This is a genomic window from Bradyrhizobium yuanmingense (assembly GCF_029167105.1).
Taxonomy (GTDB): domain Bacteria; phylum Pseudomonadota; class Alphaproteobacteria; order Rhizobiales; family Xanthobacteraceae; genus Bradyrhizobium; species Bradyrhizobium yuanmingense_A.
This window is the reverse complement of the sequence record NZ_JARFML010000032.1, coordinates 24,169-49,867: the sequence shown is the minus strand read 5'-3', so window position 1 is coordinate 49,867 and position 25,699 is coordinate 24,169. Positions and strand designations below refer to the sequence as shown.

The following is a 25,699-nucleotide window of genomic DNA, read 5'->3' as shown; positions in this document are numbered from 1 at the left end:
TGATGGCATGGTGCGTCGACGGTCAAGGGCGGTCGATGGTCGCCGCGTCAGTTCTGATAGTAGTAGCCGCGCGGCTGATAAACCTGCCGCGGCTGCGGCTGATAGTAATAGCCCTGCTGGCCGTAGCTCTGGTCGTAATAGGGCCGCGGCTGCTGCTGATAGACCTGCGCGTCGTAGAGCGGGCGGGTGGCCGAGCGCGGCGCCGGATAGCGCGCGCCGGTGTCGCTGCCGTCGGCCGGGTAGATGTAATTGTCGTCCTGCGGCATGTAGCGCCGCGCGGGCTGCGCCGGCGGGGTCAGGTCCACGGGGGCGCCGGTGATGGTGTATTGGTCTTCAGCCGGCTGCGGGGCGCGGGCCACCGCAGTGTTGTTGCGGCCGCGCGGATTGCGCGCCAGCGCCACCTGTGCCGAGCCGGTCAGCGTCACCGTGGTGTTGAGCACGCCCTGCTGCTGCACCAGCGCATAGAGCGTCGAGGCATTCTGGCGCGACAGGCGCACGCAGCCATGAGATGCCGGCGAGCCGAGCCGGCCGACCGAGTCCGTGCCGTGGATGGCGTGCCCGACCTTGGTGAAGAAGATCGCGTGTGGCATCGGCGCGTCGTCGAATTCCTTGGAATAGTGATCCTCTTCCATGCGGAAGGCCCGGAAGGCGCCGTTCGGCGTCTCGCGCGAGGGGAGGCCGGTCGACACCGGCCAGCGGTAGCGCGCGACCCCGTCGACGGCGACGGTCATCTGCTGGTTGTCCTTGTCGACGGTGATCTCGACCTTGGCCTGCGCGGTGCCCGCGCTCAAAAGCATCAGGGATGTGAAAGCAATAAAAAACGAACGCATCTGACTTCTGGCCTCCGGCCTGTTCATGCTTAGCGCCGCGGCTCTCCGTCCCCCGGCGTGCATTATGCCTGCAGCCCGGCGTTGGTTCCAGCGGCCAGCCTGTCCATCGTTAACCCAGCGCCAGGCGTAAGCAAGGCCGCTTTGTGCCGCGCCGGCCGGCGGCGCTGACATTTTCGCGAGCGCCGCGCGATCAGTTCTTGAGCCGGTATCCGGTTCGGAAAATCCACCAGATCACGATCAGGCAGATCACCAGGAAGGCCAGCGTCATGCCGATGCTGATGGACACGCTGACATCCGCGATCTCGTAGAAGCTCCAGCGGAAGCCCGAGATCAGATAGACGACCGGGTTGAGCAGCGCCACCGTGCGCCAGGTGGGCGGCAGCATGTCGATGGAATAGAAGCTGCCGCCGAGGAAGGTCAGCGGCGTCACCACCAGCATCGGAATCATCTGCAGCTTCTCGAAGCCGTCGGCCCAGATGCCGATGATGAAGCCGAACAGGCTGAACGTCACCGCTGTCAGCACCAGGAAGGCCAGCATCCAGACCGGATGCTGGATATGCAATGGAACGAAGAGCCCGGCGGTTGCCAGGATGATCAGGCCCAGGATGATCGACTTGGTCGCGGCGGCGCCGACATAGCCGAGCACGATCTCGAAATAGGAGATCGGCGCCGACAGGATCTCGTAGATCGTGCCTGAGAATTTCGGGAAGTAGATGCCGAACGAGGCGTTGGCGATGCTCTGCGTCAGCACCGAGAGCATGATCAGGCCCGGCACGATGAAGGTGCCGTAGCTGACGCCCTCGACCTCGGTGATGCGCGAGCCGATCGCCGCGCCGAACACCACGAAATAGAGCGAGGTCGAGACCACCGGCGAGACGATGCTTTGCAGCAACGTGCGCCAGGTGCGCGCCATTTCGAATAGGTAGATGGCACGGATGGCGCGGTGGTTCATGACGTCCTCACGAGGTCGACGAAGATGTCCTCGAGCGACGATTGCGTCGTGTCGAGGTCGTTGAAGCGGATGCCGGCGGCGCGCAAATCGCCGAGCAGGCTGGTGATGCCGGTGCGCTCGCCCTGGGTGTCGTAATCGTAGACCAGCGTCGCGCCGCCGTCACAGAGCTCGAGCTCGTAATGGCTTAGGCTTTCCGGCAACGCCGTCACCTTGTTCTGCAGGTGCAGCGTCAGCCGCTTCTTGCCGAGCTTCTGCATCAAGGTCGTCTTGTCCTCGACCAGCACGATCTCGCCCTTGTTGATGACGCCGATGCGGTCGGCCATCTCCTCGGCTTCCTCGATGTAATGCGTGGTGAGGATGATGGTGACGCCGGACTGCTGAAGCCCGCGCACCACCTCCCACATGCCCTTGCGCAGCTCGACGTCGACGCCGGCGGTCGGCTCGTCCAGGAACAGGATCTGCGGCTCGTGCGACAATGCCTTGGCGATCATCACGCGGCGCTTCATGCCGCCGGAGAGCGTGATGATCTTGTTGTCCTTCTTGTCCCACAGCGAGAGGGCCTTCAGCACCTTCTCGATGTGATCGGGGTTCTTCGGCTTGCCGAACAGGCCGCGGGAGAAGCTCACGGTCGCCCACACGCTTTCGAAGGCGTCGGTGTGCAATTCCTGCGGCACGAGGCCGATCAGCGATCGCGCCTTGCGGTAGGAGGTCTGGATGTCCTCGCCACCGACCAGGACGCGGCCCTCGCTCGGATTGGCGATGCCGCAGATGATCGAGATCAGCGTGGTCTTGCCGGCGCCGTTGGGGCCGAGCAGCGCAAAAATTTCGCCGCGCTTGATGTCGAGATTGACGTTCTTGAGTGCCTTGAAGCCGGACCCATAGGTCTTCGACAGATTGGCGACGGAGATGATGGAAGACATGATGGCCGCGAGGCTGAGGAGCAAAGGCTGGGGGAAGGGGGCCGGACCATCCAGGAGGGCAGGTCGGCGGAGCCCTGAAATAGGAACGCCATTGTCCCTCCGCAATTCCCCGGAGAAAAATGGTCTCAAAACAGGCGCTTTAGTGGCATGTTCCGGGCAAGTGTTGCGCGATGGTCACGGCTTGCCGCTAAGATTGGCGCTCACGCGCCTCTTTGTTGCGTCTGCGAGCGCGCCGTGGCTACGATTCCGGCCAATCGCGAAGCGTATTGTCTCCAGGGAAAAGATCGATGAGACCGAACGGCCGTCACACCGCCGGCGCCAGCCAATTGTCCGCCCTCCGTGTTTGGGCGATGGGCCTGCTCCTGCTGTCAGCTGTTGCCATCAGCCCGACCACCGCCAACGCCGCGCCGAGCCAGGCCGCTGTGGCAACCACGCATGTCTATCTGCTCCGCGGCGTGCTCAACATCTTCTCGCTCGGTCTTGACACGATTGGCGCCCGCCTCCAGGCGCAGGGCATCCCGGTGACCGTCGCCAATTTCGTGTCCTGGTCCTCGCTCGCCGATGAAGCGGCGGCTGCCTACAAGGCCGGTCGGCTCAAGACCATCATCCTGGTCGGCCATTCCTCCGGTGCGACCGCGCTTCCCGACATGATCGCCAAGCTCAATCAGCTCGGCGTGCCCGTGAAGCTCGCGATCGGCCTCGACTCCGTGTTCAAGACCAAGCTCTCGACCGGCGCGGAACGCTACATCAATATCTATATCGGTGACGGCCCCGGCGAGCCGGTGCGGGCCGCGGCCGGGTTCCGCGGCAAGCTCGACAATGTCGACATCCGCGGCACTGGCGTCGGCCACATCTCGATCGACAAGAACGAGGCGATCCAGCGCCGCGTCATCGCCGAGATCGACGCCGCGATCATGCGCTCGCGCGCCCCGGCTGCTCCCGTCGCCGAGCCCGGCGCACCGCGGCCCGCGCGCGCGGCGGCGGCAACGGCGCCGGCACGGAACTGAGCCGTCGCGCATCCTCCAGCGTGATGCCGCCTAAGCTGGCGTCACGCGGACCGGCATGCTCTCCAGCCCGCGCAAGGAATTGTTGAGCCTGCGCTTCGGCTCTGCCGTGAGCTCGATCGTCTTCACGCGCCTTGCGAGCTCGCCGAAGATCAATTCGCCCTCCAGACGCGCGATCATCTGGCCGACGCAGGCGTGGATGCCGGCGCCGAAGCCGACATGGCCGGTCGCGGGCCGCTCGACCTCGAAGCGATCGGCTCTGTCCCACCGCGCGGGATCGCGATTGGCGGAGGCCATGAACAGCAGCACCTTGCGGTGCGCCGGGATCACGTCGCCGCCGATCCCGACATCGCGCGAGGTGGTGCGAAAGAACGTCTGCACCGGTGAATCGTAGCGCAGGCCTTCCTCGAAGGCGTTGCGCGCCAGCTCTGGTTTCTCGTGCAGCTTGCGATATTCGTCCGGATGGGTGGCGAGCGCGAGCAGGGTATTGCCGATGCCATTGACGGTGGTGTCGATCCCGGCAGTGAGGAACGGCCGCACCAGATGCGTCGCCTCGTGCTCGGTGATCTCGCCCTCATCGGCCGCCTGGTAGATCATCATGCCGAGGCTGTCGGGCCGTAGCGCATCGCGCGCACAACATTCCATGATCCAGCTCTGCGCCGCGAGACCTTCCTTCCGCGAAGTTGCGAGGATCTCGTTCTCCGGGCCGAAGCTGTTGAATACGAACGTGCTCCAGGCGAGCAGCTTCTCACGCCCATCGGGGCGGATGCCGATCGCATCCGGAAACACTTTCATCGGATAGGCCTCCGCAAGATCGGTTACGGCATCGAACGTGCCTTTGTCGATCAGCTCCGATACCTTCTTCTCCGCATCGCGCTGGAACGTCTCGCGCAGCTTCCTTGCGACGCCCGGAGATAGCGTGCGGCCGAGCACGCGGCGGCCCTTGTCATGGTCGGGCGGATCGATCTGCAGCGTCAGCGGCTTTGGCAGCGCAGGGTTCATGCCGTGGAGGCCGACACCTTCGCCGCTGATGAACGTCTTCCAGTCTTTCAGCGCTGGCTCGACCTCGGCATAGCCGGCCATCGCCCACACGCCGTAACGCTCCAGCGCGAATGCGGGTCCCAGTGCGCGTAGCGCCGCATAGGCAGGATAGGGATCGATCAGGAAGTCAGGCGCAAACGGATCGACCGGGCTGGATGCGATGCCGCTCATGCTCCGCCTCTATTGCTTGCTGAGCGGGCACTGGCCTTCGCTCTCGGCGCGGAATGCGTCCTCGCCTCTGATGGTGGCGACGACCTTCAGCAGATCCCAGGTGGAGGTCGACTCATCGGGAGCCTTGACCTGCAAAAGATAGAGCGGATGAATCTTGCGTCCATCCTTGCGGATATAGCCCTTGCCGAACAGCGGATCGTCGGTCGGCATCGCCTTCATCGCAGCGACGACGGCCTTGCCGTCCTTGGCACTGCCAGCCTTGTCGACGGCCTTGAGATAGTGAATGACCGAGGCATAGACGCCGGCCTGCATGTCGTTCGGATAGGCCTTCGAGGGAATGCGTTCGGCGAAGCGCTTCGCGAAAGCACGCGTGCCGTCGGTCAGATCCCAGTAGAACGGGTTCATGATCTGCGCGCCTTGCGCAAACTTCAGGCCGAGCGCGGGCAGGCCGTTCATGCCGAGGATCAATCCGACCAGCTTGCGATCCCTGGTCAGCCCGAACTCGGCGGCTTGCTTCATCGAGGTGATGGTGTCGTCTCCGGCATTGGCGAAGCCGATGACGTTCGCTCCTGACGCCTGGGCCTGGAGCAGGAACGAGGCGTAATCGGCCGTTCCAAGCGGATGCCGCACGCTGCCGAGCACCTCGCCGCCGGATGCTTTCACGGCCTCCGCAGCCTGCTTCTCCAGATCGTGGCCGAAGGCGTAGTCCGCAGTGATGAAGTACCACTTCTTGCCGCCTTGCTGCACGATCGCTTTGCCGAGGCCGCGCCCGTAGGAATAGGTGTCGTAGGTCCAGTGCACGGTGTTCGGCGTGCATTTCTCGCCGGTCAGCAGCACCGTGCCGGCGCCGGATCCGACGAACACCTTGTTCTTCTCGGCGCTCATGCCGGCCACCGCGAGCGCGATCGACGAGTTCGGGATGTCGAAGATCGCGTCGACGCTCTCGTTCTCGTACCAGCGCCGGGCGATGCCGATCCCGATGTCGGTCTTGTTCTGGTGATCGGCCGCGACGACTTCCACCGGCTTGCCGGCGGCCTTTCCGCCATAATCCTCGACGGCCATCTTGGCGGCGACGACCGAGCCGATGCCCTGATAGCTCGCGAACGGCCCCGATTGATCGTTCAGGATGCCAATCTTCACGACGTCCTGGGCCAAGGCCGGTGCGGCGGTCAGCACTGCGGCCACCATGCATAATTTATGCAGGAATTTGCTGTTCATTGTCTCCCTCCCATGGGCGGTCTTTGGGCCGCTCTATAATAGTTATATTTTATAGCTATTTTTGAGAGTGTCAATTCGGCCGACGTGTGGCCGCCGGATCGAGGATCATGAGCCCGAGAGCAGTCAGACCCGGAGCGAAGTCCGCTCAGCCATCGGAGACGTCACTGGACTTGCGCGCGCTGCAGCGCACGCCCGGCTTCATGCTGCGGCTCGCGCAGCTGAAATTCTTCGAGGGCTTCTACGAGGAGTTCGCCGCGCTGGGCCTGACGCCGGCGACCTTCGCGATCTTCGTCGTGATTCGCGACAATCCGGGCGTTCCCCCCAGCAGCCTTGCCAGCCTGCTCCGCCTGCGCCTGCCGAACCTGATCAAGATCCTGAACGAGCTGGAATCGTCCGGCTTCATCAAGCGCAACCGCTCGAAGTCCGACCGCCGCGCCGTCGAGCTGATGCTCACGCCGAAGGGCGCCAAGCTCATTGAGGACGGGGCAGGCCTGACGGGGCCGTATAACCGGAAGATGCTGGCCCCGCTCACCGAGGCCGAGCAGCGCACGCTGCTCGAATTGCTCAACCGGTTGCTGCCGCTCTAGCCCCCGGGAGAGGCCCGCCTGAGGCCGACGCTCGCAAACCACGTCCTGCGGCGCGACAGTGGGAGCGGGTGCCGGACGGGAGATGGTCGGTTCCGTGCCCCAAAATCTACCCAATCGGTGGTCACTAAGCCCGGCAGGGGAGGCCGCTGCCTCCCGTGGTGGGACTGCTGGACTGATGATTCATTCGAGGCGACTCCTCGCGCTGGCAGCGATCGTGCTGCTCGCCTTGAGCAGCGGCACGGCCGCTGCCTCACCGCCGAAATCCAAGACCACCGCGGCCGCACCCGCCGCGCCGCCGCCTCCGCCGTTCGAGCCGTTGCCGCCGCCAAAAATCTACCTGTTCCGCGGCGCCATGGGTCCCATCTTCTCGACCGGCATGGATCGGCTCGAAGAGAAGCTAACGAAGGCCGGCTTCTCGGCCAACGTCTACGAATTCACCATCTGCCGGTGGATCGGCGATCGGGCCATCTCCAGCTACAAGGAATCGCCGGCGCCGATCGTGCTGATGGGCCATTCCATGGGCGGGCTGTGCTCGATCGTCATCTCCGAGATGGCGGCCAAGGAGAACATCCCGATCAGCCTCGTCATCGCCATCGATCCCGCGCAAGCGACCGGCGATGTGCCTCTCAACGTCGAGCGCTTCATCAACATCTTCCTGTCCGACAGCGTGCTCGGCGGCGGCGACGTCGTGGCTGTTCCCGGCTTTCGCGGCCATTACGCCAGCTATGACCTCAAGCAGAACGCTCGCGTCACCCACATCAACATCGAGAAGTCCGACGATATCCATCGTCAGATCGTCGAGATGGTGACGCAGCTGCCGCGCATTCCGCCGCAAACGCAGGCCGATGCCGTGCCGCTGCGCTATCTCGTGCCGGCGGATACGCTGGTCGAATTGTGGGATAGTGGCGTGCGGGTGCCGGTGCGCCGCGGCGACACCATGGAGAGTATCGCCGCAGCCAACCGCGTGCCGCTGTGGACGCTGGCGCAGAGCAACTCGCTGCCCGAGAACGCGCAGCTGACGCCGGGCCAGACCATCATCGTCCCCCGCCATCTGACACCGCCTGAACCGGCCGCCGCGATGGCCACGCCGCCGGCGTCACCGGCGGCGCGGAGGTAGGGCCGTTATCTTGCCGCAGAAGGCGGTGCGCTCCCTCTCCCGCTTGCGGGAGAGGTGCAGCGAGTCCTGGGCGACACTCGATCCGATAAGACTAAACATTCGATCCGTGGATCGCATCGATCACGGCGTCCGTGACCTCCTTCGTGGTCGCCTTGCCTCCGACATCCGGCGTCAGCACGCCCGCGGCGCAGACACGCTCGACGGCGGCCATCAGCCGTAAGGCGGCATCCTTCTCGCCGAGATGCTCGAGCATCTGCGCGCCGGTCCAGAACGTCGCGACCGGGTTGGCGATGCCCTTGCCGGTGATGTCGAAGGCCGAGCCGTGGATCGGCTCGAACATCGAGGGGAAGCGGCGCTGCGGATCGATGTTTCCGGTCGGCGCGACGCCGAGGCTTCCCGCCAGCGCGCCGGCGAGATCGGAGAGGATGTCGGCGTGGAGATTGGTTGCGACGATGGTGTCGAGGCTCTTCGGATGCAGCGTCATGCGCACCGTCATGGCGTCGACCAGCATCTTGTCCCAGGTCACGTCAGGGAATTCGCCGGCGACCTCGGCCGCGATCTCGTCCCACATCACCATGCCGTGGCGCTGCGCGTTCGACTTGGTCACGACGGTCAGCAGCTTGCGCGGGCGCGACTGCGCGAGCTGGAACGCATAGCGCATGATCCGCGTGACGCCGACGCGGGTGAAGACGGCGACTTCGGTGCCGACCTCTTCCGGCAGGCCCTTGTGGGCGCGGCCGCCCATGCCGGCATATTCGCCTTCCGAATTCTCGCGCACGATCACCCAGTCGAGATCGCCGACGCCGACATTGCGCAGCGGCGAGGCCACGCCCGGCAGGATCTTGGTCGGCCGCACATTGGCGTATTGGTCAAACCCCTGGCAGATCGGCAGGCGCAGGCCCCACAGCGTGATGTGGTCGGGCACGTCGGGGGCGCCGACCGCGCCGAAATAGATCGCGTCGAACGTCTTCAGCTCGCTGAGACCGTCCGCCGGCATCATCACGCCGTGCTTTTTGTAATAATCCGAGCCCCAGTCGAACGTCTTGACGTTGAAGGCGAGATCGCCGCTGCGTCTTGCGAGAGCCTCCAGCACGCGGACGCCGGCCGAGATCACCTCGGGGCCGATGCCGTCGGCGGGAATGGCTGCGATCGAATGGGTGCGCATGGGGAAGGCTCCGTTCGGGGGAAATCGGCGAATTGCGTCGGTAGAAGGCTGGCTTATACAGAAAACGATGCGGTATGACATCGGTCAGCGAGAAAGCAGGGTGTGATGACCGAACGGAATGTATCGGGTGAATTGCGGGTGGCCGTTGCCGGGCTGGGCTCGATCGGCACCAAGATCGCGACCGCGCTCGATCAGGGCATCGAGGGCCTGTCGCTCGCGGCCGTGGCCGTGCGGGATCCCGCCAAGCATCAAGCCTTCATCGACGGCTTGCGTCGCCCACCGATAATCCTGCCGCTCGACCAGCTCGGCGAGGCCGCCGACATCGTCGTCGAATGCGCGCCGAGCAGCCAGCTGCGTGCGATCGTCGAGCCGGCGGTGAAGCGCGGCAAGGCCGCAATCGTGGTCAGCGTCGGCGGCCTGCTCGACAATTTCGATCTCGTCGATCTCGCCCGCGCCAATGGCGGCCGCATTCTCGTGCCGACCGGCGCCCTGATCGGCCTCGATGCCGTCAACGCCGCCGCAATCGGCACCATCCATTCCGTGAAGATGGTGACCCGCAAGCCGATCGACGGCTTGAAGGGTGCGCCCTTCATCGTCCAGAACAACATCGACATCGACAATCTGCGCGAGCCGCTGAAACTGTTCGAGGGCAGCGCGCGCGAAGCGGCAAAGGGCTTTCCGGCCAACGTCAATGTCGCCGTTGCGTTGTCGCTCGCGGGCATCGGGCCTGATCGCACCCAAATCCAGGTTTGGGCCGACCCGACCGTGACGCGCAACGTTCACCGCATCGAGGTCGAGGCGGATTCGGCGCGCTTCTCGATGGGCATCGAGAACATCCCGTCCGAGAATCCCAAGACCGGCTTGATCACCGCGCTGTCGGTGATCGCGCTGCTCCGCAAGCAGCGCGCCACGCTGTGCGTCGGGACGTGAGCTCCTACGCCCCCGTCACGCGCCAGATCACGTTGCCGACGTCGTCGGCCATCAGTAGCGATTTCCTGTCGGGACCGATCGTGACGCCGACCGGGCGACCGTAGGATTCCCTCTCGTCCGGCGACAGGAAGCCCGACAGGATGTCGCGACCGGGGCCGGACGGCTTGCCGTTCGCGAACGGGATGAACACCAGCTTGTAGCCGGACAGCTTGCTGCGATTCCACGAGCCGTGCTGGCCGATCACCATGCCGTCGCCGAAGCCGGGCAGGGTGCCTGCGGGCATCCAGCACAGGCCGAGCGAGGCTGTGTGGCCACCGAGCGCATAGTCCGGTTGAATCGCCTTGGCGACCATCCCCGGGTCCTGCGGCACGCGGTCGTCCACCGTCTTGCCCCAGTAGCAATAGGGCCAGCCATAGAAGCCGCCGTCGCGCACGGACGTGAGATAGTCGGGCGGCGTCTCGTCGCCGAGCCCGTCGCGCTCGTTGACGACGGTCCAGAGCACGCCGGTCGTCGGCTCCCAGGCAAGGCCCACGGGATTGCGCAGGCCTGCGCCAAAGATGCGGTGCGTGCCGGCGACGAGATCGAGCTCGTAGACCGCGGCGCGGCCTTCTTCGACCTCCATGCCCATCTCGGCGATGTTGCTGAGCGAGCCGACGCCGGCATAGAGCTTCTTGCCGTCGGGACTGGCGAGCAGGCTGCGCGTCCAGTGGCCGGCAGGCTTGAACGTCGTGAGCCGCTTGCCCGGCGCCGTGATGCGGTTGGCATCGGCAACGTACGGGAAAGCCATTACGCCGTCGGTGTTGCCGACATAGAAAGTGTCGCCGACCAGTGCCATGCCGAACGGCTGGCTAAGGTTCTCCATGAACGTGCCGCGCACTTCGGCGACGCCGTCGCCGTCCTTGTCGCGCAACAGCGTGATGCGGTTGGCGGAGACGCCGAGCGCGGCGGCGCGGCGCATCGTCGCCTGCATCGCATAGTGGAACACGCTGCGCGGGGCGCCCGCGATCTGCGTTGCCTCCGCGATCAGCACGTCGCCATTGGGCAGCACCTCGATCCAGCGCGGATGGTCGAGGCCGGTCGCGAACGCATCGACCTTGAGCCCGGGTGCAGCGATCGGCTTCTGTCCGTCGCGCCACCCGCGCGCGGTCGGCATCTTCAAGGTCGGGATCGCACCTTGCGATTTCGCTTCGGGGATGGCGGGCTTCTCGCCCCAGGCCGGCGCGGGCTCGGTGCCCGTCATCTTGCGCCATTGCAGCGCGATGCCGCCGATGAAGGCGACGAACTGCGCGAAGATGCTGGAAAACGTCATGACAAGCCCCCGGTTGCGGGCGCATCCAACTGGCTGACGGGGCCGACGTCAACCTGTGCGGAGCTCAGCAGGGGCCTATTCCCGTGGAATGGCAGCCGATCGAATTTGCATGGGACAGCTTGCGGCGTCGGCCCGGAGATCAACGGCCGATCTGCCGCTCCAGCCGTCGTGCCGCGCGAAAATCATCCAAGTGACGGATGTTCGGCGCCAGCGCCGCTTCCCTGGAGAGCAGATGATAGACCCGCGCCACCGTGCGCTGCTTCTGCTTTGTACGCCCGGGGGGCAGCGCCCGCGCCTTGCGGACGGCGGCGACCGCGTGTGCGCGAAAATAATCGTAGGCGTCCGACATGGCTCGATGCTCTGCGGCCGTTGACAGATGTCGAGGGCTAACGGACCAGCGGAGGTGTGGTTCCTTGGCGAGCCGGATCGTGCGCTCGTGCCCCGGACGCAGCGCCGCGCGTCCGGAACACGAGAGTGAGGCGAGTTGCTACGCGGTCACCGCGGCGACGTGAACGGAATGATCATCGGAACGCGGCGGCAATAGGCGCCATAAGCGTGTTCGCCGAGCTCCTTGGACAGGAACACCTCCTCCATCCGGCCCTTCTGCCACATGCCGAGCGAGATCAGGATCGCGCCGAGGATTGTCGTCACCAAGCCGATCGCGACCCCGGTCACCAGCATGCCGAAGATTAGGCCGGTGTAGATCGGGTGACGGACGATACCGTAAGGGCCGGTGTCGATGACGCGGTGGTCTTCCTTGTGGGTGATGGTGTTGGACCAGAATTTTCCGAGATGCAGCCGCCCCCACCATGCGAAAGCGATGCCGGCGACTGAGAGGACCGCAGCGATGATGATGCCGGTATTGCCGAGCACCCAAAGCGGCTTCCACCCCATGGCTTCCGCAATGAACGGCGTGTACAAGATGCCACCGACCAGGATCGGCAGGCGATAGCGCTGCGACTCCAGCGTCATGACCTGCTTCTTGGTTCGCCCCTGCCAGAACGAGGCGCCGACCCAGCTGACCAGAAAAGCGAGCCAGATCAGGGCGAGCAGTTGCGTCGGCCAGGTCGTGGTCCAGCCACCCCAGGCGACAGAGAGAAGCTTGCTGAAATCGAAAGACATGAAGGTTCTTTGCGTTTGAAGCGGCGTCAGCTCGCGCGCGAGGACAGCGCGTGATGCTTGAGGGCGCCGGAGGGCTGCTGGCCGTTACGGGCGAGCAGGTGGGTGATGGTTTCGCGCAAGACCGGCTCGATCGGACGCGGCGAATAGCCGAGCTCGGTACGGGCTTTGCCGATCGAGAGATCGCTCGCGGCGAGCGCGATCCGCACGCCCTCGGCGGTGCCGTTGGGCGGCCGGCGCGTGATGTGGTCGGCGATGTATTCGAGCATGATCGCGGAGAGCTCGGAGATCTTGCCGGGTACGACGACGGGAAATTGCCGGCGTCCGCTCATCGCCGACATCATGCGCAGGATGTCGCCGAGCGGGACGCAGTCGCCGCCGAGGATGTAGCGCTGCCCGAGGCGGCCGCGTTCCATCGTCAGGACCAGGCCCATGGCGACGTCGCGGACGTCGACCAGGTTGACCGGAAAGTTGAGATGCGGCTGCACCTTCTTCTGCAGGAAGTACCAGAGCATCGCAGTCGGCGGGGTGAGATTGTGGTCGGCGGCGCCTATGGGCATGGTCGGCGTGCCGATCACCAGCGGAAAGCCCGCCTCTGCCGCTTTGGCGGCATGATGCTCGGCGAGCGATTTCGACCGGGTGTAGGCGCCGGGCATCGCCTCGGCCGGCTGCAGCGCCTCTTCGGCGGGAACGCCGTTGAGGTCGGAATAGGGGAACAGGATCGATTCGGTCGAGCAGTGCAGGAAGCGCGAGACGCCGCTCTTCATCGCCGCCGCCAGCACGATTTCGGTGCCGCGGCAATTGACCTCGTGAAAGTCCTGCTTGTTGGCGACCCACATGCCGGGCAGGCCGGCGAGGTGATAGACCTGATCGCAACCGGCGATCGCCGCATCGACCGCGGCACAGTCCAGCACCGAGCCGTGGACGTGCTCGACATCCGCGTTCGCCGCGCTCGGCACACGGACATCGAGAACGCGGACCCGCTGCCCACGGGCGCGGAGCGCTTCTACGAGGTGATGTCCGATGAAGCCACTGCCACCGGTAACCAGGACGAGAGCCATGCAGAAGGTTGCTGTTCGCTTCGAGCGTTATCGGGTTGAAAGGGAATTGGCCGGAAGAGGCGCCAGAATCGCGGCAAGGTCGCGACGGAAACCCAGTGCAATGAATAATTTTGCCATGACGAACATCGGTCCAAGCAAAAGATGCGAGGGGAACGTGAACAACGAGGCCTCGCGCCCCTCAAAAACCTTGTGGCCGATGGCCTGTGCGGCGAGGCCGAGCACCACCAGCGTGGCGAAAATCGCCCACATCGTCGCGGTGCTGACTTGCGCCGCGATGGTCGTCGCAACCGAAAACAACACGACGGAGACGGCCAGAATGCCGAGCCCGAGCGCCGCGTCGAGCAGCAGCCAATAAATCAAGACCGGCAGGGCCAGGATCAGCGCCAGGCTGACGTTGAAACCGAACAGCGGAAGCTTGACCAGCGTCAGCGGCAGCACGGCGCCGGTGAACAGCAGCAGGATGCCGACCACATGCATCGCCGTGTTGCGGGGATCGCGATGGTACTCGACATAAACGGCAAGTTGGCGCTGGAAAAAGCCACCCATTTCGGTCTCATGCAGCACGGGGTCGGGAAGGGCGAACAGAGGCTATAGCACTGGACCGAGCGGTGCACAAACCGGCACTTTTGTCGCGTGAAACCGTCTGCGCGCGCCCGGGACAGGCTGCAAAATAGTCCGCACTTCAAGGGGTTCCGTCAGCCGCGGAGCCGCCTTCGCTCAGCGCTTCTTGGCGGGCTTTTTCGCCGCAGGCGCAGGGGCTGCGGTCGGACGCGGCTCCTCCGGCAGCTTGGCATAAGTCAGGATCTGCAACTGGCCGTTGACGGCGGAGGTCGGCTTGGCCCGATCGAGAAACTGCTCCTCGCCGAGGCCGATCGGATGCAGCCGCTTGGTCGAGATCTTGAAGGTGTTCACCAGGACGTCACGGATCGCATCGGCCCGCCGCTGGCTCAGGATCGCATTGGCCTCGCGCGTCTTCGAATTGGATTCGACGTGGCCGACGATCAGGAAGGTGTAGGGCAGCAGCGAGGCATGAACCAGCGCGTCCGCAATGCGGCCGACGGTCTGGTAGGATGTCGGCTGGATGATCGGCGTGTCGGCGTCGAACTGGATCTGCGCGTTGAAGGCGGGCAGCTTGGCGAGCTCCGGCGCGATCAGCGGCCGGTTCACCGGCCCCGGATCGTTCTTGATCCTGGTCTTGGCGCGCTCCATCACCTGCTGCTTCAGCGCGGGCAGATCGAGCTCGGCGGCCTCTTCGAAATGGTTCAGCTTCGCGACGATGTCGTCGCGGGTCGGCGCCGCCGTCTGCGCGGCGGCGGGGCCCGCGAGCAAAGCGAGGCCCAGCGCGAAGCCCAGTCCCAAGGTGGCGAGTCCGGTCGCGCGCATCAGCGGTACCCCGCGTCGTCTATGGCCCTCAGGCAGTTGTTGCTGATGCCCTTGGGCGTCGAGACCAGGCAGGGGACCGACTTGCTGGTCTCCTTGGTCGAGCCGCCGCAGACCTTGACGATTTCGCGCTGGCAGGCATTCGCCACGGTCACGCGCGCGGCGACGCGCTTCTGGATGGCGTCGAAGACGCCGAAATAGTCGCTCGCGCATTGCGGCGAGAGCACGTCGCGGTTGCGCGACAGGCACTCTTTCAGCCGGTTGGAATCCGGGTTGACGCCGCGGCAATTGGCGACGATCTCAGCGCCGCAGCTCGCCGCCAGCTTGCCGATCGAATCGCCAAAGCTCATGGTCTCCGCCGCCGCAAGCGACGGCATCCCCAATGCCAGCACGATCAATGTGATGGAGCCCCGGACCATGGGGTTTATCTGATACGGGGAAGTTCGCGGTGGTCAAGGGGCGTTCGGCGGAGAACCGTCGAGAGTTGCGCAGTGCGGCGAACAGTCCTCACTCGGCCTCAGCGAGGGGCGGCCAGTCGACCAGGGCGATGGTATGGTTCCTGAGGTCCTCGGCAAACTCCGGATCGGCCTTGAGCTGGTCCAGCGTCCGCGGCGGGGGCAGCTGGCGGCCGTCCTCGATCAGCTCCTGCGCATAGAGCGCCAGCGCCTCGGGCGCATTCTCAAGGGCTTCGTCGACATCGTCGCCGCCGGAGATGCAGCCGGGCAGGTCCGGAAACCACACGCCGACGGCCTCGTCCGGGTCGGTGTTCTCGATGATCGCGACGTACTGAGGCATATCGGGCCTCACGCCCGCTGCACAAAACTGTCCACGACCTTCTTCTCGCCGGCCTTGTCGAAGGCGATGGTGAGCTTGTTGCCGTCGATCTTGGTGACGCGGCCATAGCCGAATTTCTGGTGGAAGACGCGGTCTTCCAGCGAGAATTCGGACGTCGTGCCGGTCGATTTGGCGACCAGCTCGCCTTCAATCGTCAAGGGCCCGCGCCGGCGCGAGGCGAAGCTGCCGAAATCGGGGCCGGATGACGAGGCGGACGAGAACGCTGCGGCCTCTTCCTCGAAGCCGCCGCTTCGGCCGCCGCCGCGATTCCGGTTCGCCTGCGCGCGCTGCCAGCCCGGGGTCGAATAGCTGGAGCCGAACGCCTCCATGTCGTCGAAGCGCGAGGCGCCGTAGCCGCCGCTGCCGCCCCATCCGGAGCCGCCCTTGGATTCGGTGATCTCGACATTGGCCGCCGGCAATTCGTCGAGGAAGCGCGACGGGATCGTGGTCGACCAGGTGCCATGGATCCGGCGATTGGTCGCGAAATAGATCTTTGCACGGCGGCGGGCGCGGGTCAGGCCGACATGGCCGAGCCGGCGCTCTTCTTCCAGGCCGGCGCGGCCCTGTTCGTCCAAGGTGCGCTGGCTCGGGAACAGGCCTTCCTCCCAGCCCGGCAGGAACACGTTGTCGAATTCGAGCCCCTTGGCCGAATGCAGCGTCATCAGCGACACCGCGTCGTCCTCGGCGCCACCCTCGCGGTCCATCACCAGCGAGATGTGCTCCAGGAACCCTTGCAGGTTCTCGAACTCCTCCATCGAGCGCACCAGCTCTTTCAGGTTCTCCAGCCGACCCGCGGCATCCGCCGAGCGATCCTTCTGCCACATCTCGGTATAGCCGCTCTCGTCGAGCACGATCTGGGCGAGATCGGTGTGCGCGGTGACCTCGCGCTGGGCACGCCAGCGGTCGAACTGCGCGACGAGATCGCGAAGCGAGCCGCGCGCCTTCGGCTTCAGCTCGTCGGTCTCGACCACGGCGCGCGCCGCCTCGAACAGGGGAATGCGGCGCTTGCGGGCGTGGTCGTGCAGCTTCTGCACGGTGGCGTCGCCGAGCCCGCGCTTCGGCGTATTGACGATACGCTCGAAGGCGAGATCGTCGGCCGGCGAATTGATGACGCGCAAATAGGCCAGCGCGTCGCGGATCTCGGCGCGCTCGTAGAAGCGCGGACCGCCGATGACGCGATAGGGCAGGCCCAGCGTGACGAAGCGGTCTTCGAACTCGCGCATCTGGTAGGAGGCGCGCACGAGAATGGCGATCTCGTTGAGCTTCTCGCCCTGGCGCTGCAGCTGCTCGATCTCCTCGCCGATGCCGCGGGCTTCCTCTTCCGAATCCCAGGAGCCCGTGACGGTGACCTTCTCGCCGTCCTGGTCCTCGGTGCGCAGCGTCTTGCCGAGCCGGCCTTCATTGTGCGCGATCAGGTGCGAGGCGGCGGCGAGGATGTGACCCGTCGAGCGATAGTTGCGCTCCAGGCGAATGACCTTGGCGCCCGGGAAATCGTGCTCGAAGCGCAGGATGTTGTCGACCTCGGCGCCGCGCCAGCCATAGATCGACTGGTCGTCGTCACCGACGCAGCAGATGTTTTTGGTGGGGGGCCTTTCGTTCGCAGCGGGCAGCGCAACATGATCATTCTCGTCATCAACGGGCCGACGCGAAGCGTCGAGACCCGGTGATCCCTCTTCTGAAGAAGCGATGGATTGCCGGGTCGAGCCCGGCAATGACGAGCTGGAAGAAGGCGCCTGCGACAAGAGCCGCAGCCACAGATATTGCGCGACGTTCGTATCCTGGTACTCGTCGACCAGGATGAACTTGAAGCGCTGCTGGTACTGCCTGAGAATATCCGGGTGCTCGCGGAAGATGCGGATGTTCTCCAGCAGGAGATCGCCGAAATCGGCTGCGTTCAGGATCTTCAGCCGCTCCTGATAGCTCGCATAGAGCTTGCCGCCCTTGCCGTTGGCGAACATCGCGGCCTCGCCCGACGGTACCTGTGAAGGCATCAGGCCGCGGTTCTTCCAGCCGTCGATCAGGCCGGCCAGCATCCGCGCCGGCCAGCGCTTCTCGTCGATGTTCTCGGCCTGCAGCAGCTGCTTGAGCAGCCGGACCTGGTCGTCGACGTCGAGCACGGTGAAGTTCGACTTGAGCTGCGCCAGCTCGGCATGGATGCGCAGGATGCGGCCGCCGATGGAGTGGAAGGTGCCGAGCCATGGCATGCCTTCGACGGCGTGGCCGAGCATCTGGCCGAGCCGGTGCTTCATCTCGCGCGCGGCCTTGTTGGTGAAGGTCACCGACAGGATCTCGGCTGGGCGGGCGCGGCCCTGGCTCAGAATGTGGGCGATGCGCGTGGTCAGGACGCGGGTCTTGCCGGTGCCGGCGCCGGCCAGCACCAGGACCGGGCCATCCAGCGTTTCCACCGCCTCGCGCTGCTCCGGATTGAGCCCGGCGAGATATTTCGGGCCCACTGAGGCGCGCGCACGCGCGGCGATGCCGCCGGCTGCGGGCTGGTGGTCGGGTACGGCTGTGATCTTGCTCGGCTCGGTCATGCGAATCATCGGCCCCACGATGGCACCGCGGGGTGGTGGAAGGGAGCCTTCTTAACAGGGATTGGTGCCTATATGGGGCGCCGGACCGGGTTTTCCACGTGCGCGGCAGGCCGATTTGTTCCAGCTGAGCCTGCGAATTTCGCTCCGGTCGGGACCGGAACTATCGTTCCCGCGTCGAGATTGTCAGGACAGGTGGCGCGGCCAGCCGCGTCGATCGCAGACAACATCAAGACGAGGGTTTGACCATGCTAGGCTGGGTTGTGACGTTTCTGGTTATCGCATTGATCGCCGGCATCCTGGGCTTCGGCGGCGTCGCCGGCGCTTCGATCGAGATCGCCAAGATCATCTTCTTCATCGCGGTTGTTCTGTTCCTGGTCTCGGCCGTCTTCGGCCTCGTGCGCGGCCGCAACAGGATATAGTGCGCCGGATCATGCACTAACGCTTCGAGGGCATCGTCACGCTGCGGCCGATGCCCTCGGGCCGCGTCAAGGCGCTGTGGGACTTGGCGACCCCGGCAATGCGTTGCTGGATGTCGGTCGGAAAAGGCGCGACGCGGCGCGCCTTCATGTCCATGTGCAGCGACATGTTCTCGGACGTCGCCGACAGCCAGCCCTCGGTGCCGTGCCGCATCTCCTCGAATGTGTGCAGCCGCTTGTCGTCGGCGTTCAGCAGCCACACCAGGATTTGCACGGGATCGCCGAGATGGATCTCTCGCAAATAGCGCACGTGGCATTCGGCGGTGAAGGTCGAGCCGTGGCGCTCTGTCTTGTAGACCGGGCCAATCCCGAGCTCGAGCCAGAACTCGTCGATCGCGCGGTCGAACATCACGTTGTAATAGGCCATGTTGAGATGGCCGTTATAGTCGATCCATTGCGGCTCGACCTGCATGATCGAGGAGCGGAACGGCCCCGCATCGGGCGCTGTGGCGGCAGTCTCCGGCATGTTTCCTTCCCAAGCTATGCGTCCGGTCGCTTGACTTGACCGGCTTAATGTCCTTTGCCACGGTCTCTTCTCGTCGGGAGGAATTCCGTGGGTACGACCATCACCAATAATCCGCCGCGGCCGGAGCCGAAAGCCCTCGGGAGCGCGCTGGAGCAGCTTGCCGCGCGCTTCGGCAACCGCCTGATCACCTCGCAGGCCGTGCGCGAGCAGCACGGCCATACCACCACCTGGATTCCCAACCAGCCGCCCGACGGCGTGGTGATGGCGCAGGAGACCGCCGACATCCAGGACGCGGTGCGGATCTGCGCGAGACATCGCGTGCCCGTCATTCCCTTCGGCACCGGCACCTCGCTGGAAGGGCAGGTCAACGCGCCCGCCGGCGGCATCTCGATCGACCTGCGCGACATGAACAAGGTGCTCGCGGTGCATGCCGAGGACCTCGACTGCGTGATCGAGCCCGGCGTCACCCGCAAGGCGCTCAACGAGCATCTGCGCGACCAGGGCCTGTTCTTCCCGATCGATCCCGGCGCGGATGCCTCGCTCGGCGGCATGGCCTCGACCCGCGCCTCCGGCACCAATGCGGTGCGCTACGGCACCATGCGCGACAGCGTGCTGGCGCTGAAGGTGGTGCGCGGCGACGGCGAGATCATCACGACGGGCACGCGCGCAAAGAAATCCTCGGCCGGCTACGACCTCACGCATCTGTTCGTCGGCGCCGAGGGCACGCTCGGCATCATCTCCGAATTGACCATCCGCCTGCGCGGCATCCCCGAGACGATCGCGGCCGGTGCGGTGTCGTTCGAGACCGTGCACGGCGCCTGCCAGGCCGTGATCCTGGCGATCCAGACCGGCATTCCCGTTGCGCGCATCGAGCTGCTCAATGCCGCGCAGGTCAAGGCCTGCAACGCCTATTCGAAGCTGACGCTACCGGAGACGCCGCTGCTGCTGATGGAATTCCACGGCAGCGAGATCGAGGTCGCCGAGCAATCCAAGGCCTTCGGCGAGATCGCGAGGGAATGCGGCGGCGGGGATTTTTCCTGGACCACCAAGCCGGAGGACCGCACCAGGCTGTGGCAGGCGCGGCACGATGCCTATTGGTCGGTGAAGGCGCTGCGGCCCGGCGACAGCATCGGCGTGGTCGCGACCGACGTCTGCGTGCCGATCTCGCGGCTCGCCGACTGCGTCAGCGAGACCGAGGAGGATCTCAAACGGCTCAATTTGCTGTCGCCGATCGTCGGCCATGTCGGTGACGGCAATTTCCACTGCTCGCTGGTCTGCGACACCAATGATGCCGAGGAGATGGCGCGGGGCGAGGAGTTCATGCATCGCCTGGTCGAACGTGCGCAGGCGATGGACGGCACCTGCACCGGCGAGCACGGCATCGGCCAGGGCAAGCAGAAATATCTGAAGGCCGAGCTCGGCCCCGAGGCGCTCGATGCGATGCGGGCCCTGAAGCAGGCGCTCGATCCGCTCAACATCTTCAACCCCGGCAAGATCGTGCCGGCCTACTAGTAGGTATCGATTGCCGCGCCCAAGATGCCTACGTTTCTAACGATCAGGCCGCCGTCGGCCTTGGATAAGGCAGCCGCAATGCCTGGGTGCGGGGCTTTCTTTCGAATTGATCGGCGAGCGCGCTATCGCAGATCAAATAACCGAGATTGATCAGGTCGAACTTGTCTACCGCATCTACCTTCGCGAAGCGCGTGGGCAATGCGGCGAGGTGGGCGGCGCGCTTAGCGTCGAAGCCTTCGCCGTACTCAGCGATGTTGCGAATGGACCAATAGGCGCCGTTCCTTGTTTGCGACAGGAATGCATCGATGACCTGCCGTCGTCGTAGGCTACGCAATTGATGATCGATCACTTCGACCGTGCGGATGGACTGTCTGGCCCAGTCCGTGTCCGGCTCTGGGTCGTCGGCAGACTCCACCGCGCCATCGCAGATGAAGATGGTTTGATGGCGCCGCCAGGCTGCTTCGAGCCCCAGGTTGTCGATGATACTGCCCGTCGCCAGATAGACGCGTTCGCGGAAGCGGGCGTCCTTCGTCTCTGATGGCTCCCATTTAGCATTCTCCAATTTTAGAATAAGAGGCGAAAGCACGGGGGGAAGCGCATTGGATGCCGCCACCGCAGTAGCGAGCTTCACTTTGGGGGTGCGGATCAGGCCGGTGTTGATGTCGCCCATATAGGCTTTGGAAAAGCGGAAGAGCGAGACGCGTTGTAGATTTGTCGCGCTCAAGACCACGATGGGCTCGTCCGGAAGATCCTGAAGCGTCTGATTTCCGAACAGGACCTGCAACTTGTCCGCCATGAGATCCGCCGCGTTCGACCAGGGCGTTGTCAGACCGAGCAGGATCGCGCTAACGTCAATGTTGTAATCGGCAAACTCAAGCAGCGGATTGACAATCATGTCGGCGAAGTTGCTGGCGACACCCCGGCTGTCAAAGCTAAGATCCTTCCAGCGCATACCTAGAAAGCCCGCTACGACCGCGCCGCCGGCGACACCCGAGAAGCGCCCGACCTGCGTGAGATATCCAAGTTCGTTCAGCCGCCATACGGCGCCGACACCGAACAACATTGCCCGGTAGCCTCCTCCCGAGAGGCACACCGCTATGTCTTTGCCTGGCAGTGACGGCGCTTCCTCGAACTCCACGTGCTGGGAAAGAACGGGAGAGGACGATCTCGTCTGCTCGCGCCGAGACTTCCAGTTCCACAGCACCAAGCCGACGGTGTCGTGGCCGATTCCAAAGCAGGGCACGAGATTGCCGAAACCGTCGACCACATTGATCGGCTTCAGCAAGCCTGCGGCGAGTAGGCTCGCCGTTGTGCGTTCGAAGTCCAGCAGTGAGCTTGCGAGGCGCTCCCTGAGTTCGGAGACGGCCTTGATGTCCGTCGTCACGGTGCCGTCCGGCTGACGGCGGATTAACTCGCAAAGCACCTCTTTCCATCGGCTCGCTTCTTGCTCCGCGGCTACCGGCGAGAGGCCAGAGGCTGTTCCTTGCTTATAGAGCGCTTTCTGGACAAAACGCTCGATTGATCCTTCGACGTCTCCGAGTTCGGCCAGATCGGCGCGAGTGATGATGTTGGCAGCGCGCGAACGCATGAGCTCGTAGAGTTCATTGAAAGCGATCTGCAGTGCGCCGAGTCGCCCGAGCGGCGCGTGGCTCAGTTGATCGATGGCTGCATCGACGACGCCATCTTCGATCGAAAAGCCATACTGCTCCGAGGGGCGAATCAGCGCTTCTTTGATCTGTGTCTTGTCCAATTCGCTGAGATAGTAGTCACCGATAGCCGATCCCGTTAGGCCAAGGGGCAGATGTGACACAAACCGACCAAGATATTCCGTGCGCAGCGACACGAGCACCTTCATCGCAAATTGCGCCAGCGAGAATTCGGACAGGAATTCGAAGAACAAGTTCCTTTGTGGTGAGTCAAGCGCCGGATTGGTCAGCGTGAGGATCTCCTCACCCTGATCGACGATCAAGACAAGCGTTTCGGGAACGATAAGGCTGAGCCGTTCCAGCACTTCCAGAAGCGTGCGCGGTTGGCGGCTCGCGGCGCGAACGAAGGCAGCGGCGTCCTTCTCTTCGGGATTAGGGAGCGCCGAGCGTAGGTTCAATGTCCGCGAACCTGCCGGCGTTTCGACGCTGATCTCGTTCGATGTGAATTCGAATATGGCGTTCGCAAGCTTAGCCAGGGGATCCGCGGTACAACTGATAAACACGTCACGGCTCTTGCCTCTCCGTGCGAACGCCAATCGGGTATCGTCTTGTTCGAGGAACGGGATGATACCGGCACGCAGGAATGAAGATTTACCGCAACCTGTGAGCCCATGAAGAATCAGAATTCGTGTGCTGCGGTCGGCCAATTTGGCACCGCAGCGGCGTATATCCCGATCGCGGCCTGCAAAGAGGGCAGTGTCAGCTTCCGTGTAGGATGACAGGCCCTTGTAAGGGGACAGTGACTCAGGCGTCATCTACGGTCTCCAAGGCGGCCGGAGCCGATGATGCCGGTTGAGTAATTGTCGTTGACGTCGCTCACGGCGGGGACGTCGTCTTTTAGCATCCGGAAGCTCGGATGAGCGTAGATCGCATAGATCAGACTGAGCGGGAAGTGATCACGATAGAGACGGTGCATGGCCTCGCCGAGCGTTACACCATCACGAAACAGAAGATGAAGGAGCGATGTGCTGAAGCGCAGCGCGAACACGTCGGGGACGTCAGTCTCCGTTCCGATGAAGCCGACAAGGCCAGTCGTGCTGGATGGCAACAGGAACGTGCCCCTGGCATCTCCGGCTCCAGTCCGGCAACCGTTGATGAAAATGAGACAGCCAGCCTCGGTCTCGCGCTTCGTCCCGGCGAGCAGCACCAGCAACCGAGTTGCCGTGATTGTCTCATCTGGCCCGAGGGCAAGCTTATTGGGGCTCGCGTGGCAGTAGAAGTAAAGCAAGCCGATCTGCGAGGCGTGCGCACGCCATGCCTGCTCGAGCGAGGCGGCCGTGTTGATCGGCGTGCCGTAGCGCTGGTCTATCCAATCGAAGAAGCTGCGTTCGTGCTCAGATGTGACCTGCTCTCGAGCCTTGTCGAACACCGTTTGATGAGCCACACGGAGGACCCCCAGTGACGAGGCATTGCCGATCTGGTCGGGTCGTATGCCGATGTGGCGGACGGTTGCGTCATGCGCGAAGCACCAGAAGTCGCCGTAAAGCTCCCACCGCTTACGTCGGTCGAATCCCTGCCAGTCCTCCGGAAGGAGTTCGGGATCGGCCGGGTAGATCAGGCCCCAGGGAACCAGAACATTCTCCGACACGCGGAATTCGAGGCGGAACGGTTCTCGCAGATTCGCATAGTGAGCTTTGACACGACCGGCGTCTTCTTCACCTCCGACTTGGATGAACAAAACGTCGTAAAGCTGTCTTCCCTTTCGGGCTAGCTTCTTCAAGATTGGCGCCGCTGTCTCGATTTCCGATTTCAGAGAGTGATTGACCAGCTCGAGCAAGACGCTGCGGATTTCTTCCGCGGATTCGTCCACCGCCTGCCGGCTGATGGTGTACGGGGTCCATTCGCTCCAAACGACGCGGAGCTGACCGGCGACGTGATCGCTGATCTCGACGTAGACGGTCTTCACTCTCTTGCCCTCTCGCGCCACAGCTCCATAGTCGCGGTCATCTCTCCCGGCTTTACCAGCACATAGCGGAGCGAGTAGGGAAAGGTCTCGTACGACCTCTGTTGCAGAATGCGCCATGGGCGCGACGGCTCCTCCTTCGCAAAACGGTAGTAGCGCGTCCAAGAGCCCGTGTTGAAATAGGTCAAGCCATGCTGCGCACGTTGGAACGGTTCATGGGTGTGTCCCATCACCGCGGTGTTGATGCCGCCGATCGCGGCATTCGCGGCGCCGTCGTAAAGATCTTCGGTCTCGTTGATGCTGTAGGCTTCCTTCAAGCTCAATGTGCCGGGTTCGGTCCCGAGCAGGGCTTGGTCGTGTTCGCCCAGGTTGGCAACGAGAGCCGGTTCGCGGGCCAGATGGTCCAAGAGGGGCGCGATCGCTGCCGGATCGTCGGCGAGGAAGTCGAGCGAAGTATCGAGCGCGAATCCGCTGTCTTGTAGTCTCCTGGCAAGCTCGTTGCGTTCTGGATCAGTAGCGGACCTAATCCACCTCACCAGGGGATTGGATGGGCCGACGTTTGCCGGAGGATCAATTCCAAGCAGATCGTCCGAACGCGTGAAGGCAGTGTGCGTGACGTATCCCAGCATTTTGGTCACGGCGATTGCGGCATCGAGCGGTGCCCAGCCCGGCGTCAAGGCTGAGGCCCCGAAGATGCGCAGGAAGCGCGAGAATGGTTTCACGTTGTCGACGTAGGGATAGCGCGCATCCAAGCCGTTCAAAAATCGAATCAGAAAACGCGTTCCGACGCACTCGACGAGCCGGTGGTCGCCATTCCTGGCTGCCAAAATCGGAGGCTCGTCGATGCTCCAGCGCTCGTGGCCGTTGACGCGGAATGAGTTGACTTTGTCGTAGCGATGGCCATGCTCGATCAGGAGCCATTCCAGTCCCGCCGGTCGATAACCGCGATCGAGGCAAAAATGGATCCGATTGGAATCGGCGTGCAGGCCCAATCTCCCAATAATGCGAGATCGAACGGCTGGCCAGAAGAAATCAGGGTCGTGATTTCCCGGAAGGATCGTCAGGCGGTGGCTCTGGCTCGCCAGAAACTGCTTCAGAGCATCGAGCGTTCGTGGATGAGCACGTTCGATGTTCGCGAGTTTTTCGAGCGATTGCGCTTGCGTGAAACAAAGCGGAGTTCCGTCAATTGCTTCGTCTTCCAGCGCGGAACCCTCCCAGGGAGATGCCTGCACGAAATCGAGGAAGTCGCCATTGAGAACAAGTTCAGCCGGCCCATGCAGATTTCCGAACCAATCAAGGAATTCAATGAGCTGTGTCTCCAGCTCGTCATCGAAGTCGTCGAGCATTCCATCGCTGATGTGAAGATCGCTGATAATGGCGAGCCAACGGTGCATCTTAGTAATTGCCCGCACGGCGCTGAAAAATCGCCGGCCATTCATGAAAGCCAAATTCAATCACAAATTG

General features: G+C 63.9%; 25 protein-coding genes. 6 read left to right on the top strand and 19 right to left on the bottom strand.

Annotated features, from left to right (window positions below; translation table 11 throughout):
• Positions 1–47 precede the first annotated feature (47 nt).
• The 3 genes from P0R31_RS31410 to P0R31_RS31400 form a co-directional block, all read right to left on the bottom strand.
• A complete protein-coding gene (locus P0R31_RS31410) occupies positions 48–857 on the bottom strand; it encodes a L,D-transpeptidase (protein ID WP_275518430.1) in 810 nt (269 codons plus the stop codon).
• 163 nt (positions 858–1,020) lie between these two features.
• Positions 1,021–1,782 (bottom strand): ABC transporter permease, encoded by a 762-nt coding sequence (locus tag P0R31_RS31405; protein ID WP_275518428.1) that lies wholly within the window; start codon positions 1,780–1,782, stop codon positions 1,021–1,023.
• Positions 1,779–2,702, bottom strand: a complete 924-nt coding sequence (locus tag P0R31_RS31400; RefSeq protein WP_057026493.1) for an ABC transporter ATP-binding protein — start codon at positions 2,700–2,702, stop codon at positions 1,779–1,781. Before P0R31_RS31400 ends, P0R31_RS31405 begins: the two co-directional genes overlap by 4 nt.
• Before the next feature lie 287 nt (positions 2,703–2,989).
• On the opposite strand from P0R31_RS31400, the gene P0R31_RS31395 reads away from it, so the two are divergent.
• Positions 2,990–3,709 (top strand): hypothetical protein, encoded by a 720-nt coding sequence (locus P0R31_RS31395; protein WP_275518427.1) that lies wholly within the window; start codon positions 2,990–2,992, stop codon positions 3,707–3,709.
• A gap of 30 nt (positions 3,710–3,739) precedes the next feature.
• On the opposite strand, the gene P0R31_RS31390 is transcribed toward P0R31_RS31395, so the two are convergent.
• Both P0R31_RS31390 and P0R31_RS31385 read right to left on the bottom strand, forming a co-directional pair.
• Positions 3,740–4,918 (bottom strand): cytochrome P450, encoded by a 1,179-nt coding sequence (locus P0R31_RS31390; RefSeq protein WP_275518424.1) that lies wholly within the window; start codon positions 4,916–4,918, stop codon positions 3,740–3,742.
• 9 nt (positions 4,919–4,927) lie between these two features.
• Positions 4,928–6,136, bottom strand: coding sequence for an ABC transporter substrate-binding protein (locus P0R31_RS31385; protein WP_275518422.1), 1,209 nt, complete (start codon positions 6,134–6,136; stop codon positions 4,928–4,930).
• 170 nt (positions 6,137–6,306) lie between these two features.
• Here P0R31_RS31385 and P0R31_RS31380 point away from each other — a divergent pair, with 170 nt between their 5' ends.
• Positions 6,307–6,723 carry a MarR family winged helix-turn-helix transcriptional regulator gene (locus P0R31_RS31380; RefSeq protein WP_275518421.1) on the top strand — a complete coding sequence of 139 codons (417 nt, stop codon included), beginning with the start codon at positions 6,307–6,309 and terminating at the stop codon, positions 6,721–6,723.
• A gap of 175 nt (positions 6,724–6,898) precedes the next feature.
• Positions 6,899–7,840 carry a LysM peptidoglycan-binding domain-containing protein gene (locus P0R31_RS31375; RefSeq protein ID WP_275518420.1) on the top strand — a complete coding sequence of 314 codons (942 nt, stop codon included), beginning with the start codon at positions 6,899–6,901 and terminating at the stop codon, positions 7,838–7,840.
• A 91-nt stretch (positions 7,841–7,931) separates the two neighbouring features.
• Here P0R31_RS31375 and P0R31_RS31370 read toward each other — a convergent pair whose 3' ends face one another.
• Complete coding sequence (locus P0R31_RS31370) at positions 7,932–9,005, bottom strand: tartrate dehydrogenase (protein ID WP_275518419.1); 1,074 nt, start codon at positions 9,003–9,005, stop codon at positions 7,932–7,934.
• A gap of 105 nt (positions 9,006–9,110) precedes the next feature.
• On the opposite strand from P0R31_RS31370, the gene P0R31_RS31365 reads away from it, so the two are divergent.
• Positions 9,111–9,935, top strand: a complete 825-nt coding sequence (locus P0R31_RS31365; RefSeq protein ID WP_275518418.1) for an aspartate dehydrogenase — start codon at positions 9,111–9,113, stop codon at positions 9,933–9,935.
• 4 nt (positions 9,936–9,939) lie between these two features.
• Here the strand turns inward: P0R31_RS31365 and P0R31_RS31360 are convergent, their stop codons facing one another.
• From P0R31_RS31360 to P0R31_RS31320, 9 genes are all read right to left on the bottom strand, one after another.
• Entirely contained in the window at positions 9,940–11,244 is a 1,305-nt protein-coding gene (locus P0R31_RS31360; RefSeq protein ID WP_275518417.1) for a PQQ-dependent sugar dehydrogenase, read from the bottom strand.
• Between the two features lie 139 nt (positions 11,245–11,383).
• Entirely contained in the window at positions 11,384–11,593 is a 210-nt protein-coding gene (locus P0R31_RS31355; protein ID WP_275518416.1) for a hypothetical protein, read from the bottom strand.
• Between the two features lie 146 nt (positions 11,594–11,739).
• A complete protein-coding gene (locus tag P0R31_RS31350; protein ID WP_275518415.1) occupies positions 11,740–12,366 on the bottom strand; it encodes a methyltransferase family protein in 627 nt (208 codons plus the stop codon).
• Positions 12,367–12,392: 26 nt separating this feature from the next.
• A complete protein-coding gene (locus tag P0R31_RS31345) occupies positions 12,393–13,424 on the bottom strand; it encodes an NAD-dependent epimerase/dehydratase family protein (protein ID WP_275518414.1) in 1,032 nt (343 codons plus the stop codon).
• Positions 13,425–13,451: 27 nt separating this feature from the next.
• The gene (locus P0R31_RS31340) at positions 13,452–13,970 is read right to left on the bottom strand and encodes a DUF962 domain-containing protein (RefSeq protein ID WP_343299348.1); all 519 of its coding nucleotides are present in this window, start codon (positions 13,968–13,970) and stop codon (positions 13,452–13,454) included.
• Between the two features lie 171 nt (positions 13,971–14,141).
• Entirely contained in the window at positions 14,142–14,807 is a 666-nt protein-coding gene (locus P0R31_RS31335) for an OmpA family protein (protein ID WP_275518410.1), read from the bottom strand.
• Entirely contained in the window at positions 14,807–15,223 is a 417-nt protein-coding gene (locus P0R31_RS31330; protein WP_275518409.1) for a hypothetical protein, read from the bottom strand. The genes P0R31_RS31335 and P0R31_RS31330 overlap by 1 nt, the downstream gene beginning before the upstream one ends.
• 88 nt (positions 15,224–15,311) lie before the next feature.
• Positions 15,312–15,599, bottom strand: coding sequence for a type II toxin-antitoxin system HicB family antitoxin (locus tag P0R31_RS31325; protein ID WP_275518408.1), 288 nt, complete (start codon positions 15,597–15,599; stop codon positions 15,312–15,314).
• 8 nt (positions 15,600–15,607) lie between these two features.
• On the bottom strand, positions 15,608–18,181 hold the full coding sequence (locus tag P0R31_RS31320) for an ATP-dependent helicase (RefSeq protein WP_275518407.1): 2,574 nt from the start codon (positions 18,179–18,181) through the stop codon (positions 15,608–15,610).
• 236 nt (positions 18,182–18,417) lie between these two features.
• On the opposite strand from P0R31_RS31320, the gene P0R31_RS31315 reads away from it, so the two are divergent.
• Positions 18,418–18,591, top strand: a complete 174-nt coding sequence (locus P0R31_RS31315; protein WP_157284741.1) for a DUF1328 domain-containing protein — start codon at positions 18,418–18,420, stop codon at positions 18,589–18,591.
• A 16-nt stretch (positions 18,592–18,607) separates the two neighbouring features.
• On the opposite strand, the gene P0R31_RS31310 is transcribed toward P0R31_RS31315, so the two are convergent.
• Positions 18,608–19,114 carry a thioesterase family protein gene (locus P0R31_RS31310; RefSeq protein ID WP_275518406.1) on the bottom strand — a complete coding sequence of 169 codons (507 nt, stop codon included), beginning with the start codon at positions 19,112–19,114 and terminating at the stop codon, positions 18,608–18,610.
• An 87-nt stretch (positions 19,115–19,201) separates the two neighbouring features.
• Between P0R31_RS31310 and P0R31_RS31305 the strand changes: the two genes are divergently transcribed.
• Entirely contained in the window at positions 19,202–20,626 is a 1,425-nt protein-coding gene (locus P0R31_RS31305; RefSeq protein ID WP_275518405.1) for an FAD-binding oxidoreductase, read from the top strand.
• A gap of 43 nt (positions 20,627–20,669) precedes the next feature.
• Here P0R31_RS31305 and P0R31_RS31300 read toward each other — a convergent pair whose 3' ends face one another.
• Genes P0R31_RS31300 through P0R31_RS31290 form a run of 3 tightly spaced genes read right to left on the bottom strand, consistent with a single transcriptional unit; the run spans position 20,670 to position 25,689 of the window.
• A complete protein-coding gene (locus P0R31_RS31300; RefSeq protein WP_275518404.1) occupies positions 20,670–23,087 on the bottom strand; it encodes a patatin-like phospholipase family protein in 2,418 nt (805 codons plus the stop codon).
• Positions 23,084–24,238: a hypothetical protein gene (locus tag P0R31_RS31295; RefSeq protein ID WP_275518403.1), complete on the bottom strand. Its 1,155-nt coding sequence runs from the start codon at positions 24,236–24,238 to the stop codon at positions 23,084–23,086. The genes P0R31_RS31300 and P0R31_RS31295 overlap by 4 nt, the downstream gene beginning before the upstream one ends.
• Positions 24,235–25,689: a metallophosphoesterase gene (locus P0R31_RS31290; protein WP_275518401.1), complete on the bottom strand. Its 1,455-nt coding sequence runs from the start codon at positions 25,687–25,689 to the stop codon at positions 24,235–24,237. Before P0R31_RS31290 ends, P0R31_RS31295 begins: the two co-directional genes overlap by 4 nt.
• Between the last annotated feature and the right edge of the window lie 10 nt (positions 25,690–25,699).

Excerpts from the sequence above, each read along its gene's own strand:
- P0R31_RS31410 (WP_275518430.1), bottom strand. The coding sequence starts at position 857 with ATGAACAGGCCGGAGGCCAGAAGTCAGATGCGTTCGTTTTTTATTGCT.
- P0R31_RS31405 (WP_275518428.1), bottom strand. The coding sequence starts at position 1,782 with ATGAACCACCGCGCCATCCGTGCCATCTACCTATTCGAAATGGCGCGC.
- P0R31_RS31400 (WP_057026493.1), bottom strand. The coding sequence starts at position 2,702 with ATGTCTTCCATCATCTCCGTCGCCAATCTGTCGAAGACCTATGGGTCC.
- P0R31_RS31395 (WP_275518427.1), top strand. The coding sequence starts at position 2,990 with ATGAGACCGAACGGCCGTCACACCGCCGGCGCCAGCCAATTGTCCGCC.
- P0R31_RS31390 (WP_275518424.1), bottom strand. The coding sequence starts at position 4,918 with ATGAGCGGCATCGCATCCAGCCCGGTCGATCCGTTTGCGCCTGACTTC.
- P0R31_RS31385 (WP_275518422.1), bottom strand. The coding sequence starts at position 6,136 with ATGAACAGCAAATTCCTGCATAAATTATGCATGGTGGCCGCAGTGCTG.
- P0R31_RS31375 (WP_275518420.1), top strand. The coding sequence starts at position 6,899 with ATGATTCATTCGAGGCGACTCCTCGCGCTGGCAGCGATCGTGCTGCTC.
- P0R31_RS31370 (WP_275518419.1), bottom strand. The coding sequence starts at position 9,005 with ATGCGCACCCATTCGATCGCAGCCATTCCCGCCGACGGCATCGGCCCC.
- P0R31_RS31365 (WP_275518418.1), top strand. The coding sequence starts at position 9,111 with ATGACCGAACGGAATGTATCGGGTGAATTGCGGGTGGCCGTTGCCGGG.
- P0R31_RS31360 (WP_275518417.1), bottom strand. The coding sequence starts at position 11,244 with ATGACGTTTTCCAGCATCTTCGCGCAGTTCGTCGCCTTCATCGGCGGC.
- P0R31_RS31355 (WP_275518416.1), bottom strand. The coding sequence starts at position 11,593 with ATGTCGGACGCCTACGATTATTTTCGCGCACACGCGGTCGCCGCCGTC.
- P0R31_RS31350 (WP_275518415.1), bottom strand. The coding sequence starts at position 12,366 with ATGTCTTTCGATTTCAGCAAGCTTCTCTCTGTCGCCTGGGGTGGCTGG.
- P0R31_RS31345 (WP_275518414.1), bottom strand. The coding sequence starts at position 13,424 with ATGGCTCTCGTCCTGGTTACCGGTGGCAGTGGCTTCATCGGACATCAC.
- P0R31_RS31340 (WP_343299348.1), bottom strand. The coding sequence starts at position 13,970 with ATGGGTGGCTTTTTCCAGCGCCAACTTGCCGTTTATGTCGAGTACCAT.
- P0R31_RS31335 (WP_275518410.1), bottom strand. The coding sequence starts at position 14,807 with ATGCGCGCGACCGGACTCGCCACCTTGGGACTGGGCTTCGCGCTGGGC.
- P0R31_RS31330 (WP_275518409.1), bottom strand. The coding sequence starts at position 15,223 with ATGGTCCGGGGCTCCATCACATTGATCGTGCTGGCATTGGGGATGCCG.
- P0R31_RS31325 (WP_275518408.1), bottom strand. The coding sequence starts at position 15,599 with ATGCCTCAGTACGTCGCGATCATCGAGAACACCGACCCGGACGAGGCC.
- P0R31_RS31320 (WP_275518407.1), bottom strand. The coding sequence starts at position 18,181 with ATGATTCGCATGACCGAGCCGAGCAAGATCACAGCCGTACCCGACCAC.
- P0R31_RS31315 (WP_157284741.1), top strand. The coding sequence starts at position 18,418 with ATGCTAGGCTGGGTTGTGACGTTTCTGGTTATCGCATTGATCGCCGGC.
- P0R31_RS31310 (WP_275518406.1), bottom strand. The coding sequence starts at position 19,114 with ATGCCGGAGACTGCCGCCACAGCGCCCGATGCGGGGCCGTTCCGCTCC.
- P0R31_RS31300 (WP_275518404.1), bottom strand. The coding sequence starts at position 23,087 with ATGACGCCTGAGTCACTGTCCCCTTACAAGGGCCTGTCATCCTACACG.